This is a genomic window from Neorhizobium phenanthreniclasticum (assembly GCF_040066075.1).
In the GTDB taxonomy this organism is placed as follows: Bacteria; Pseudomonadota; Alphaproteobacteria; order Rhizobiales; family Rhizobiaceae; genus Neorhizobium; species Neorhizobium petrolearium.
Genome location: NZ_JBEAAL010000004.1, coordinates 125,556 through 138,418, shown reverse-complemented (window position 1 = coordinate 138,418; position 12,863 = coordinate 125,556). Strand labels below are relative to the sequence as shown.

13 protein-coding genes are annotated in these 12,863 nt (G+C 61.8%); 8 read left to right on the top strand and 5 right to left on the bottom strand.

Annotated elements, in window-relative coordinates; all coding sequences use genetic code 11:
• The first annotated feature begins 216 nt into the window (after positions 1-216).
• From ABK249_RS08750 to ABK249_RS08740, 3 genes are all read left to right on the top strand, one after another.
• Positions 217-1,803: a trimethylamine methyltransferase family protein gene (locus ABK249_RS08750; protein WP_348862607.1), complete on the top strand. Its 1,587-nt coding sequence runs from the start codon at positions 217-219 to the stop codon at positions 1,801-1,803.
• 202 nt (positions 1,804-2,005) lie between these two features.
• Complete coding sequence (locus ABK249_RS08745) at positions 2,006-2,356, top strand: hypothetical protein (RefSeq protein WP_348862606.1); 351 nt, start codon at positions 2,006-2,008, stop codon at positions 2,354-2,356.
• A 381-nt stretch (positions 2,357-2,737) separates the two neighbouring features.
• Positions 2,738-4,537: a DEAD/DEAH box helicase gene (locus ABK249_RS08740; protein WP_348862605.1), complete on the top strand. Its 1,800-nt coding sequence runs from the start codon at positions 2,738-2,740 to the stop codon at positions 4,535-4,537.
• Positions 4,538-4,579: 42 nt separating this feature from the next.
• Here ABK249_RS08740 and ABK249_RS08735 read toward each other — a convergent pair whose 3' ends face one another.
• From ABK249_RS08735 to ABK249_RS08725, 3 genes are all read right to left on the bottom strand, one after another.
• Positions 4,580-5,323 (bottom strand): SDR family oxidoreductase, encoded by a 744-nt coding sequence (locus ABK249_RS08735; protein ID WP_037148258.1) that lies wholly within the window; start codon positions 5,321-5,323, stop codon positions 4,580-4,582.
• Between the two features lie 63 nt (positions 5,324-5,386).
• Positions 5,387-5,968, bottom strand: coding sequence for a nucleotidyl transferase AbiEii/AbiGii toxin family protein (locus ABK249_RS08730; RefSeq protein ID WP_348862603.1), 582 nt, complete (start codon positions 5,966-5,968; stop codon positions 5,387-5,389).
• A gap of 120 nt (positions 5,969-6,088) precedes the next feature.
• Positions 6,089-7,120 carry a DMT family transporter gene (locus tag ABK249_RS08725; RefSeq protein WP_244446847.1) on the bottom strand — a complete coding sequence of 344 codons (1,032 nt, stop codon included), beginning with the start codon at positions 7,118-7,120 and terminating at the stop codon, positions 6,089-6,091.
• A gap of 35 nt (positions 7,121-7,155) precedes the next feature.
• Between ABK249_RS08725 and ABK249_RS08720 the strand changes: the two genes are divergently transcribed.
• Positions 7,156-7,644, top strand: a complete 489-nt coding sequence (locus tag ABK249_RS08720) for an Lrp/AsnC family transcriptional regulator (RefSeq protein WP_348862602.1) — start codon at positions 7,156-7,158, stop codon at positions 7,642-7,644.
• Here the strand turns inward: ABK249_RS08720 and ABK249_RS08715 are convergent.
• A complete protein-coding gene (locus ABK249_RS08715) occupies positions 7,641-8,549 on the bottom strand; it encodes a DMT family transporter (RefSeq protein WP_348862625.1) in 909 nt (302 codons plus the stop codon). The two genes, ABK249_RS08720 and ABK249_RS08715, sit on opposite strands and share 4 nt — an antisense overlap.
• A gap of 334 nt (positions 8,550-8,883) precedes the next feature.
• Here ABK249_RS08715 and ABK249_RS08710 point away from each other — a divergent pair, with 334 nt between their 5' ends.
• The 4 genes from ABK249_RS08710 to ABK249_RS08695 are packed head-to-tail and all read left to right on the top strand — an operon-like array spanning position 8,884 to position 12,646.
• Positions 8,884-10,293 carry a circularly permuted type 2 ATP-grasp protein gene (locus tag ABK249_RS08710; RefSeq protein ID WP_348862601.1) on the top strand — a complete coding sequence of 470 codons (1,410 nt, stop codon included), beginning with the start codon at positions 8,884-8,886 and terminating at the stop codon, positions 10,291-10,293.
• 18 nt (positions 10,294-10,311) lie between these two features.
• On the top strand, positions 10,312-11,253 hold the full coding sequence (locus tag ABK249_RS08705) for an alpha-E domain-containing protein (RefSeq protein WP_037148261.1): 942 nt from the start codon (positions 10,312-10,314) through the stop codon (positions 11,251-11,253).
• Between the two features lie 16 nt (positions 11,254-11,269).
• Positions 11,270-12,115 (top strand): transglutaminase family protein, encoded by an 846-nt coding sequence (locus tag ABK249_RS08700; protein ID WP_037148263.1) that lies wholly within the window; start codon positions 11,270-11,272, stop codon positions 12,113-12,115.
• Between the two features lie 60 nt (positions 12,116-12,175).
• Positions 12,176-12,646 (top strand): hypothetical protein, encoded by a 471-nt coding sequence (locus ABK249_RS08695; protein ID WP_037148266.1) that lies wholly within the window; start codon positions 12,176-12,178, stop codon positions 12,644-12,646.
• Positions 12,647-12,649: 3 nt separating this feature from the next.
• Here ABK249_RS08695 and ABK249_RS08690 read toward each other — a convergent pair whose 3' ends face one another.
• Positions 12,650-12,862: a hypothetical protein gene (locus ABK249_RS08690; RefSeq protein WP_037148268.1), complete on the bottom strand. Its 213-nt coding sequence runs from the start codon at positions 12,860-12,862 to the stop codon at positions 12,650-12,652.
• Position 12,863: the final 1 nt, after the last annotated feature.

Sequence of the window (12,863 nt, the reverse complement as noted above, 5' to 3'; positions counted from 1 at the left end):
CGATTCGTTTTCCCCATCGATTGATAACACCATGGCGAGCGTTAACAACGTATTGTTGACGAAAGGCAAAGGTTCACAATTTCCGCTATTTCAGTCATTCCGGCAGAAACCTACCCGACGCTATCCCACGAGAGGCGGCCAATAGTCGCAAATGGCAGGGGTGAAGACGGCGGAAGTCTGACAGATTTCGCAAGACATGACGCAGATGGAACGATCATGAGCGAGATTACGACACCGTCGGTCGACCCCCAAAAACAACCAGAAGATGCGGCACGTCATCGCCGCCCAGGACGCCGCGGGGCTGAGCGGCAGCGAGCCCGATCACCCGGTAGCCGATACGCGAAGCTCGCCAACACTCTCGCACGCACCGAGATCCTGCCGCCGGAGGCGCTGGAGGATATCCATCAAGCATCGCTCACCGTGCTGGAAGAGGTGGGCATGGACATCATCCTGCCCGAGGCGCGGGAAAGGATGAAGACAGCTGGCGCGGACGTGACGCCGGGCGAGCAACGCGTGCGCTTCGATCGCGGGCTGATCCTGGAGATGATCGCGTCGGCTCCCTCTTCCTTCACGATGTTCGCCCGCAACCCGGCAAGGAATGTCGAAATCGGCGGCAACAACCTCGTCTTCGCCCAGGTCGCCAGCGCGCCATTCGTAGCCGACCGCGACGGTGGCCGCCGTGTCGGCAACCGGGAAGACTTCCGCAAGCTCGTCAAGCTCGCCCAGCATTACGACGTGATCCACACGACCGGCGGCTATCCGGTCGAGCCGGTCGATATCCACGCCTCGGTGCGCCATCTCGACTGTCTCTCCGATCTGGTGAAGTTCACCGACAAGGTATTCCACTGCTATTCGCTCGGGAAACAACGCAATCTCGACGCGCTGGAGATCGCCCGGATCGGCCGCGGGATTTCCGTTGAGCAAATGGAACGCGAACCTTCGCTCTTTACCGTTATCAACTCGTCCTCCCCGCTTCGTCTTGACGGGCCGATGCTGCAGGGGATCATCGAGATGTCGTCCCGCAACCAGGTCGTCATCATGACGCCTTTCACGCTCGCCGGGGCCATGGCCCCGGTAACGATCGCAGGCGCCCTCGTCCAGCAGAACGCCGAGGCACTCTGCGGCATCGCCTTCACCCAGATGGTGAGGAAAGGGGCACCGGTCATGTATGGCGGCTTTACCTCGAATGTCGACATGAAGACGGGGGCACCGGCCTTCGGCACTCCGGAATATATGAAGGCGGTGATCGCCGGTGGGCAACTGGCGAGAAAATATGGCGTGCCTTACCGCACCTCCAACACCAATGCAGCCAACACGCTCGACGCACAGGCGGCTTATGAATCGATGATGTCGCTATGGGCCCTGACGCAGGGCGGCGGCAATTTCGTACTGCACGCCGCGGGCTGGACCGAAGGCGGACTGACGGCTTCCTTCGAGAAATTCATCCTCGACGTGGACATGCTGCAGATGGTGGCGGAATTTCTTTCGCCCCTTGATGTCAGCGCGGATGCGCTGGCGCTGGAGGCCGTACGCGACGTCGGCCCGGGCGGTCATTATTTCGGCACCGCACATACGCTGGCGCGTTACGAGAACGCCTTCTACTCGCCGATCCTCTCCGATTGGCGTAACTTCGAGACCTGGACCGAGGCCGGGCGCCCGACCACCTACGACCACGCCAACCGTGTCTTCAAGCAGGCGCTTACCGCCTACGAGCAGCCCCCGCTCGACCCGGCGATAGAGGAAGAGCTCGATTCGTTCGTGGCGAGGCGCAAGGCAGAGGGCGGCGTGCCGACGGATTTCTGACCGGCCCCGCTTTCGTCGGCATTTTGCCATCTTTTGGACAAAACCCATCCCGGAGATTGTTTTATCTTTCGAATACTCAACCGAAGGCGGTGTCAGTCTGAACAGCCGTTCAGACAACTTCATGATGTTCTTCATCAATCCGCCGCCTTTGCACGCGACCCTTCTTCGTGCCCTTAAAGAATAAAGGGAAAGGAACAAGACCATGTCCGTACTGCATAAAAGCGTTTCCGCGGGCCTAATCGCTCTAACCATCGCAGGCGCACTGACGGCAACCGCCCCAGCCGCGCAAGCTCGCGACCGCCATCATCATCGTGGCGACGTCTGGGCCGGCGTCGCAGCCGGACTTGCGGGCGGCATCATCGGCGGCGCGATCGTCTCGGGATCCCAGCGGCCCGTCTACGTTGAGCCTGAATACGAATACGCCCCGCCTCCGCCCCCGCCGGTCTACCACCGCACCTATTATCGCACGGAGTATGTACCGCGCTGCCATTACGAATGGGTCGAGAACGAATGGAGCGATGCTTATCGCGCCCGCGTCTGCCCGCGCTACTGAACCAGCCGATCATGCTGTCAGAGTGACCCGCCTCCGCCAATCCGGAGGCGGGTCTTTTGTTGTTCACGCGCCCAACCTTCGATGAATTCTGTTTTTCGCAGTTGCCAAACATTTACTTGACATTTGCCCTGAAACCTACCAAATGCGCCCCAGCTTTCACCTTCCGGCCGCCGCGTGAGCTGGCCCCGCGTCAATAGAACCGCGAAGAAGGAACAAGGCGCACAGATAGATCGCCCTCGACCCTCGAGGGTTTAAGCGCTGGAAAGCAATTTCCAACTTACAAGTTCCCACTTCACGCGGGGTTCTTGACGCCAAAGGCAAGCCGGACAGCATGGTGCTGACCCGGACGATATCTTTTGGCGCCCCGAAAAGGTATTCGACTTGACGAATTTTCATGAGCTTGGTCTCACCAAGCAGATCGTAGCCACTCTCTCCCAGCTTGGTTACGAAACGCCGACGCCGATCCAGGCGCAGGCGATCCCCGAACTTCTGAAAGGCCGCGACATGATCGGCCTTGCCCAGACCGGCACCGGCAAGACCGCTGCCTTCGGTCTCCCCATCATCGAAATGCTGCTGAAGGAAGCCAAGCGTCCCGACAACCGCACCACCCGCACGCTTGTTCTCGCTCCGACTCGCGAACTGGTCAATCAGATCGCCGTCAACCTGAAGAATTTCATCAGGAAGACGCCGCTCAAGGTCAACACCGTCGTCGGTGGCGCTTCCATCAATAAACAGCAGCTCCAGCTCGAACGTGGGACCGACATTCTCGTCGCAACCCCGGGCCGCCTGCTGGACCTCATCAGCCGCCGTGCCATCTCGCTCGGCCAGGTGACGCATCTTGTCCTCGACGAGGCCGACCAGATGCTCGACCTCGGCTTCATCCACGACCTGCGCAAGATCTCCAAGATGGTGCCGGCCAAGCGCCAGACGCTGCTCTTTTCGGCCACCATGCCGAAGGCGATCGCTGACCTTGCCAGCGACTACCTGACCGATCCGATCAAGGTGGAAGTGACGCCTCCGGGCAAGGCTGCCGACAAGGTCGAGCAGTATGTCCATTTCGTCACCGGCAAGAACGACAAGACCGAGCTTCTCAAGACCTCGCTCGAGGAAAACCCCGATGGCCGCGCCATGGTCTTCCTGCGCACCAAGCACGGTGCCGAAAAGCTCGCCAAATACCTCGAGCACCTCGAGTTCGAAGTCGCCTCGATCCACGGCAACAAGAGCCAGGGCCAGCGCGAACGCGCCTTGAAAGCCTTCCGCGAAGGCGATATCCGCGTTCTCGTCGCGACCGACGTTGCCGCCCGCGGCATCGATATTCCGGGCGTAACGCACGTCTTCAACTATGACCTGCCGGAAGTGCCGGACGCTTACGTCCATCGTATCGGCCGCACCGCCCGCGCCGGCCGCGACGGAATCGCGATCGCCTTCTGCGCACCGGACGAAGCCGGCCTGCTGCGCGACATCGAGCGCCTGATGGGCATCGAGATTGCCACCGCTTCGGGTGAGCGCCCGGAGGGCATGAGCCGTCCTTCGCGCGGCGGTAACAACAATCGCGGCGGCAATCGCGGCCGCGGCGGCAACGGCCAGGGCCGTGGCCGGAGCAATGGCGACGGTCGTCCGGAGCGTCGCGAACGTCCGGCCCGAAAGCCGTTCTTCGCGTCGGAAGGTGCGGAAGCGGGCACCCGTTCGGAAGAACGCGGCGAACGTCAGGACCGTCCGTTCCGCGGCGAGCGTCCGCAACGTGCGCATGGCGACCGGCCCCATGGAGATCGTCGTCAGGGCGATCGTCCCTTCGGCGGACGCCCTGATCGCGACAACCGCCGCAACGAGGATTTCCGCGGCCAGCGTCGTGGTGAAGAAGCACCTCGCTTTGAAGCCGACAACGATCTGGCTTCGACCTCGGATTTCCGTCCGTCCAAGAAGCAGTTCGGTTCGCAGAACGGAGCAGAAAACCGGCCGGCCCGAAAGGAGCACCGCAAAGGCAATGGTGGTCAGAACGGCCATGCAGCGCACGGCGCCCATGAGCCCGGTCGTGAGCGCAATGCCCGCAACGGCAACGGCCACGGCCGTCCGTCGCATGGTCAAACGGCTCAGGAGCATGGCGAAAATCGCGGTCCAGTCCGGTTCGGCAACGACAACCGCTCCGGCGGTCAGCAGGGCCGCAAGCGCCGCCCGGCATAACCGAGAATAAGCCAAGAGGCCGCCCGCGCGGCCTCTTTTTTATCATTTCACCGCAGCGTTTCCGCCGTCTGCGAAAAGGGCCGAGCCCGCGACGAAGCTTGCCATCGGACCGGCTAGGAACAGTGCTGCACGGGCGATCTCCTCCGGCTGGGCGATGCGTTTCAAGGCGTGCAGCCCCGCAGCCCATTCCTTCTGAGCCGCGTCGCCCGCCATGGGCGTATCGACCCCGCCCGGCAAAAGGGCATTCGCCCGGATGCCCCGCGCCGCATAATCGGCGGTAATGCCTTTCACCAACCCCATCAGACCGGCCTTGGAGGCCGCATAGGCCGCCATGCCGGGAATGCCGACAGTCGTGCCGACGAAGGTGGAGGTGAAGATGATCGATCCGCCGCCGCGCTCGAGCATGGCGGGGATCTGCCATCGCGCGCCCCAAAAGGCACTGGTCAGGTTTGTCGTGAGGGTGCGTTGCCATTCGTCTGGCGTCACCTCTGCCAGCGGCTTATAGGGTCCGACCGTCCCGGCATTGTTGAAGGCAATGTCCAGACCACCGAACCGATCAAGCGCGGTGTCGAGCAGCTTTCGATGGGTTTCCTCCTCTGTGACATCGCCCGCAACTGCAATCGCGCGGCCGCCGGCATCCGCGATCTCCGCAACCAGCTTCTGCAACTCCTCCGGCCCGCGCGCATTGGCGACGACGGCGGCTCCTTCCGCGGCGAATAGAAGAGCGGTGGCCCGACCGATGCCGCTCGATGCGCCGGTGACGATAGCAATTTTGCTGTTCAGCATGACGTGGCTCCTGTTGGATCGTCGATGCTGGTTAGTTCCGCAAAACGGTTACCGACACCCGTTTCATGCGTGAGGAAGTTTCCGGCCGAGAGCGACAGGCAGACCGGGCGGTCCAGCCTGCAATCTCGCCGTCCAGGCGTGGCCGGGATGGAGTGTCTCGAGGCAAGCTTTCAGCCAGCCCCGTTCCGGGTCGGTCAACTTCGTGAGCGCATTGTCGAAGTCGATTTCATCCTTCGCGCGCCGGTATTTGGCCTTGAACAGCATGATCGCCGCCAGCTTCAGATATGGAGCGCCTTCGGTCGTTCTCGTGACGATTTCGGCTCGGCGCAAGGAGATGCTCGGGTCGCGCTTGTAGACCCATCTGTCCTCCGTTCCAGGTTCGATCATCATGTCGACGCGCCAGTGCCTCGTCTCCACATCCTCGCACCAGATCTGCGCGATCGCCTCCGGCGGCTGTTGCTCCGCCGGCAGATAGTCGACATTGCCATTACCGACCGAATAGAAGCGCATTCCTTCCAGCCGCTCGCGAAACGCAGGGACGTCGTGGCGCAGGATGGTGAATTCCAGATCTTCGTGTGAACGGGTCTGATGCCCGTGCCAGAGGTTGAGCGCCCACCCGCCGACAACGCACCAGGGCTGTTCCATGCCTACCAGACGCTCCGCGAGCTCGCGCGGATGCCAGGCGGACCATCACCGTGATCGGGCGGCGAATATAGTGACATGAATCCGGTCTCCATCTGTCTTACGGCCCTTGGCGGAATTACCCTATCCGGCCGCTTCCGTTTTCGCCTTTCGGTCCTTCGGAAGCCACCGCGCATCCGGGGCGCACGGCAGCGTGAACGCCCGGATCGCAGCAGCCACGCCGAAAATCTGAAGGGCCGCGCCAACCCATTCGGCGCCCGACGGCCATCTGGCTTCGAACATGAAGCCGTAGGCCAGCCCGAAAACGGTTTCGGCGACAATGAGCTGCGCCGCCAGCGCAATCGGCAATCTCCGCGAGGCGACCACCCAGCACCAGGTCGCGAACCACGATCCCGCAAGCCCGGTCAGCAGCGCCCAGCCGGCGAAACGGGAAATCTCCGACGGGGAGGCGGAAATCTCTCCGAAATTCGTGAATGGCAGAATGACGAGGCTTCCGAGTGCAGCACCAAGTCCCTGCACGCCCGTCCACCGCAACGCGTCCGGCGCGTCGCAGGCACGCATGACGATGCCGTTGGCGAGGCCGTAGACGATCCAGATCGCCAGCGCCGCCACCGCAGAGAGCGCTCCGAGCAGCACCATTCCGCGGCCCTGCGGCACGACGGTCGAAAGGGCATCGAGGTTCACCACCAGGACGCCGGCGACGATCAGCGAGAACGGCAGGGCAAGCGACCGCCAGCGAACGGTGTCATCGCGCCAGTTGGCGATCAGCGCCAAAAGCACGGGCATGGTCCCGATGACGAGCGGCGGAACGGCTGCCCCGGCCAAGCGCACCGCATAGGCGACGGCGAGGAAATAACCGACATAACCGAGACAGCCCAGGCCCAGTCCGACCGCAATCCGACCGGCCGAAAAGGCGACCGGCCGGAAGCGCCGGTTCGCCATGAGGACAAACGATGCGACACCGAAAAGCCCATAGCGCGCCACCGCCAGATCCCACGGGGTGAAGGGGTCGACCGCACGCGGCGCGACGAAAGTAAGCCCCCACAACGCACATGTCGCAAGGGCCGCGAGAATGCCGATCGGCATGCCATCCATCCTGTTCAGCAGCAATGTTTTCTTTATCGAATAGTGGCCGGGCGCCATCGCGAATTCCATGGATTTTCGAAGGCGTTCCAGCCTATCTTCGCTGCATGTCAAAACCGAAAACGCCCCCTCGCCTTCGATTCGAAAGTCACCAGATCGACAAGGTCGACGCGACAATTCTGGAAGCGCTCGACGCGGATGCCCGGCTGAGCATGGCGGACCTCGGCCGGCTGATCGGCATGTCGGCTCCGGCCGTCTCCGAACGGGTCCGCCGGCTGGAGACGGCAGGCGTCATCCGCGGCTTCAGCCTCGACGTGGATACCCGTGCGCTTGGCTACGAGATCCGGGCACTGGTCCGCATCAGGCCGTTCCCCGACAAGCTGCATCTCGTCGAAAAGCTCATTCAAGAGACGCCGCAGGTCATCGAATACGACAGGATTACCGGCGACGACCCGTTTCTCGCACGCCTGGTCGCCCGTTCGGTCGAGGAGATGGATGAGGTGGTCAAGACCTTCTGCGAGCACGCCGTCACCAGCACATGCGTCATCAAATCGTCCTCGCACACCCGTCGGCTGCCGCCTCTCCACGGGCCCTAGCGCGACATCCGCACCGCCTGGCGCATCCCCTGGGCCTTGCGGTTCACCAAGTAGACGCCTGCCACGACGATCACCGTGCCGACGATCATCGGGAGCGTCAGCGGCTCGCCGAACAGGATCGCCGCCTCAACCGCCACGACAGGCGGCATCAGATAGATGAGTGAGGCTGCCCGTGACACCTGTCCGCGTCGGATGAGATAGAGGAGGAGCCCGACCGCGCCCATGGAAATGCCGAAGACTGACCAGGCCATGGCCAGTACCGCCTGATGCGTCCAGTCGAAGCGGAGGTCTTCAAGCACGAGCGCAAACGGCACGGTAACGATCAGCGCGCCGACGAACTGCAGCGTCGCGATCGAAAAAAGGTCGCCCTCCTGCAGGTGCCGCTTCTGGTAAAGCGTGCCGTAGGTGACCGAGGTCATCGCCACAAGGTTGATCAGCACCGGAAGGGCAAGGCCTGCAAGGCCGCGATCAAAGACGTCGAGAAGTTGCGACGAAATCGCGATCAGGATGCCGGCGAAACCGAGCACCAGGCCCAGTTTCTGGGCCGGCTGCAGCCGTTCGCCAATAAAAAACGGCGCAACCATCGCCGTCAGCAGCGGCTGAAGACCGGCAATGATGCCGGACAGGCCCGCAGGCACCCCCTGCCCGATCGCATACCAGACGCCGACCAGATAAAAACCGTGCAGGAAGACGCCGGACAGGATCGCATGGCCGAACTGACCGCGACTCTTCGGCCATTTCGCCCCCATGACGAAACACACGGCCAAGAAGGCGATCGCCGCGAGCGTATGCCGCACGGCAAGAAAGGTGATGGGATCGGCATGCACCGCCGCGTATTTCGCGACGATCCAGCCCGTGGACCAAAGGAAGACAAAAAGGGCCGGAGCCATTCGATCGAGCATGATTGATTCCGGCAGGTTTTGACAAAAGGCAGGTCGCGCCTGTCTAGGCACAGTCGGTTTGATGGTCAAAACAGAAAAACTGATGGCTGCATTGAATGGCGCTTGAACGGTACTTGAACAGCAGTTGGGCAGTTGGCGCTTTTGCAGGCAGAGCGACGGAAGACACCTTCCGGTAGCCGTAGCCTTATCCAGCACCGCAAATACTACCTTTAGGCAGGAAGGGTGTTTCGAGACGACGATTTTCTGATGCTTCGGAATCCGCGCCGGCAACTGTGCATGGTTCTTGCATTGCTATCTGCATTGTACTCTTATGGTCAAAAAATCGGGGAACGCGCCTTTGGCATTTGATGAAATGTTAACCGCGGAAAGCCATCCGCGACTGCCATACAAGACCTATCACGAGTGGTATACCAACCAGGATGCCGCCCACCTGATTCGCAAAACCCAGGATGCGGAAAACATATTCAGAAAGACGGGCATCACCTTCGCGGTCTATGGACACGCCGACAGTTCCGAAAAGCTCATCCCCTTCGACATCATCCCCCGCATCATTTCCGCCCGAGAATGGCGCAAGCTCGCCCAGGGCATCGAACAGCGGGTTCTCGCCCTCAACGCCTTCCTCGACGACATCTATCACAAGCAGGAGATCATCAAGGCGGGCCGCATCCCCCGCCAGTTGATCGAAAAGAACAGCGCTTTCCTGCCGCAGATGATCGGTTTCAAGCCGCCGGGCGGCGTCTATACCCATATCGTCGGCACCGATATCGTCCGCACCGGCGAGGACCAGTTCTACGTGCTGGAGGACAACGCCCGCACCCCGTCCGGCGTCAGCTACATGCTGGAAAACCGGGAAACCATGATGCAGATGTTCCCGGAACTCTTCGCGCTGAACAAGGTGCAGCGCGTCGAGGACTATCCGCGGCTTCTGCGCCAGTCGCTCGCTTCGCTCGCCCCGCCCGGCTGCAAGGGGAAGCCGCGCGTCGCGGTACTCACCCCCGGCATTTACAATTCCGCCTATTACGAACATTCCTTCCTCGCCGACCAGATGGGCGTCGAACTGGTGGAAGGCGGCGACCTGCGCGTCATCGATGGCCGCGTGAAGATGCGCACGACCCGCGGCTACGAGGCGATCGACGTGCTCTACCGCCGCGTCGACGACGATTTTCTCGATCCTCTCACCTTCCGGCCGGAATCTGCACTCGGCGTTCCCGGAATCATGGACGTCTACCGGGCCGGCAACATCACCATCGCCAACGCCCCCGGCACCGGCATTTCCGACGACAAGGCGATCTACTCCTATATGCCGGAGATCGTCGAGTTCTATACCGGCCGCAAGGCGATGCTGGAAAACGTGCCGACCTGGCGCTGTTCGGAGCCGGCAAACCTCAAATACGTGCTGGAGCACATCGAGGAGCTGGTCATCAAGGAAGTGCACGGTTCCGGCGGCTACGGCATGCTGGTCGGCCCGACAGCGACGAAGAAGGAACGCGCTGAATTTGCGGAAAAGCTCGCGGCCAAGCCGAACAACTACATCGCTCAGCCGACGCTGGCGCTCTCGACCGTGCCGATCTTCGTCAACAAGGGCATCGCGCCGCGCCACGTCGACCTGCGTCCCTATGTGCTCGTCTCCGACAAGGTGCAGATCATTCCGGGCGGCCTGACCCGCGTGGCGCTGAAACAGGGGTCGCTGGTGGTCAATTCCAGCCAGGGCGGCGGCACCAAGGACACCTGGGTTCTGGAAGATTGAGGTCGAGGTCGTAATCATATGCTCGGAAGAACTGCAAACGGCCTCTACTGGATGTTCCGCTACATCGAGAGAGCCGAAAATATCGCCCGCCTTGTCGATGCCGGCCTGCGCGTCTCGCTGACCCGTGCCGGCTCTTCGGACGAGGACTGGCACGGTGTGCTGGAAAGCGCCGGCGTGCGCGAAGCCTATTCGGAAGTGCATGCCGAACTGACGGCGACGGATGCGATCGACTACCTTCTGCGCGACCAGTCCAATCCGTCGAGCGTCATGTCCTGCATCGAATTCGGGCGCAACAACGCCCGCATGGTGCGCACGGCGCTGACCCGCGAGACCTGGGAAGCCACCAACGAATGCTGGATCGACCTGAAGGCCCGGCTTTCCCGCAAACTGAAGCCCGCTGACCTGCCAGAGCTGATCGACGTCATCAAACAGCGCTGCGGCCTGATCCGTGGCGCCTTTCACGGTTCGATGTTGAGGAACGACCTCTACAACTTCTCACGCATCGGCACGTTCATCGAACGGGCGGACAATACGAGCCGCATCCTCGACGTAAAATATTACGTGCTCCTCCCGTCGGTGAGCCAGGTCGGATCGGCGCTCGACAATTTTCAGTGGGAATCGATCCTGCGATCGGTTTCCGCCCAGCGTTCCTACGGATGGGTCTATGACGGAGAATATCAGGCTGCCAATATCGCGGACTTCCTGATCCTCAAGGTGCAGATGCCCCGTTCGCTCGCCTATTGCTACGAGAAGATCGTCAGCAATCTCGGCTATATCGCCGAAGACTACGGCGAGCGGCTGAAGGCGCACGAAACGGCCGATGCCATCCGCTCGACGCTGAAGCGCGGCACGATCACCGACATCATGGATCAGGGCCTGCACGAATTCCTGGAGGATTTCGTCAGCCGCAACAACCAGCTTAGCGCCGAGATCACCGAAGGCTACCGTTTCTACCAGTAGAGCAGGATAACCGCACATGCGGCTGAAGATTTCCCACACGACCGAATATCTCTATGACGCTCCGGTATCCTACTCCCTGCAGCGCTTGCGGCTTACTCCGGTCGATGGGCCGGGCCAAAAAGTGCTGAACTGGTCGATCACCGTCGACGGCGCCAAGATCGAGGCGGGTTACGCCGACCAGTTCGGCAACCGCACCGAGCTTGTCTCCGTGGAGGGCGCCGAGCATATGATCCGCATCGTGGCCTCCGGCGAGGTCGAGACCGAGGATCGCGCCGGCGTCTATGGGCAGCATCAGGGTTTCTGCCCGCTCTGGCTTTTCCTGCGCGACACGCAGCGCACCAAGCCTGGCAAGCTCGTCCGGGAACTCGCAAGGAGCGTCAAGGGTGACAGCGAGCTTGCCCAGATGCATGCGCTGATGGAAGCGATCCATGAGACGGTTGCCTATACGCCCGGCTCGACGAACAGCGAAACGACCGCCGAAGAAGCGCTTGCGGCGAAAACCGGCGTCTGCCAAGACCATGCGCATATATTCGTTTCGGCGGCGCGCTTCCTGGATATCCCGGCACGCTACGTTTCCGGCTATCTGCTGATGGAAGGCGCGACCGAACAGGTCGCCACCCATGCCTGGGCGGAAGTGCATCTGCCGGGTCTCGGCTGGGTCGGCTTCGACGCGGCCAACAAGATCTGCCCGGACGACAGGTACGTGCGGATCGCCTCCGGCCTTTGCTACCGCGACTGCGCGCCGGTCTCGGGCATGCGCATCGGCCCGGCGGGAGAAAACCTCAAGGTGTCGCTGACCGTGGCGCAAATGCAGACTCAGCGTCAGAAGCAAAGCCAGGGGCAGACGCAAGGCCAGGCGTAAACCGCAAGCCCTGCACCATCTCCGCGTGCTCTCTTCCTCCTCGATGCAAAAGGATGAAGCATGCTGTTCGGACAATCGGTCTTCCAGTCGGTGCTGACCCGGCTGAAAGAAGAACGCGGCGAGGAAGAAGCCGAAGAGACGGAGGCAAGCTTCCGCATCAAGGGGCTCGGCATGGGCTTCGTTGCGCCGACGGATGAAGGACAGGCATTGGCCGCGACCGGAACGGAAGCCTATCTTGCCTTCCTACCGGAACTGCCTGAGTTCGACCTGCCCCTCACGGAAGCGGAAGAATCAAAGTCGGCGCCCCAAATTCCCGCTCATCTGCTCCGGCTGACGGAGAAAGAGATCGCCGAGGAACTCGCAATCACCGCGGCCGACACCGAAGCGACACTCTCCGAAAAGCGGCGGCAGTTCGCCAAGACCAACCATCCCGATGGATTCGCACCGGAATTCCGCGATAACGCCAATATCCGCATGAAAACGGCGAACCTGCTGATCGATACTGCGATCAAAGGGCTCTTCTGGCGCTAGAGCCTACTCCTTCGGTTCCTCCGTGGGCTTCCGGGCACCGGGTTTGCGCGTTTCCAGGAACAGTTTGTAGGTCGCATATAGACCCATGGCCCCAACGATGATCGCCCAGAACGGCTCGCCCGTATAAAGCTCGAATGCCGCCCAGATGGCGCAGATCACCGGGATCAGCAACCGTCGCCAGAGCGGCTCGTAGAAGGGATGGTCCGGATCGATCATG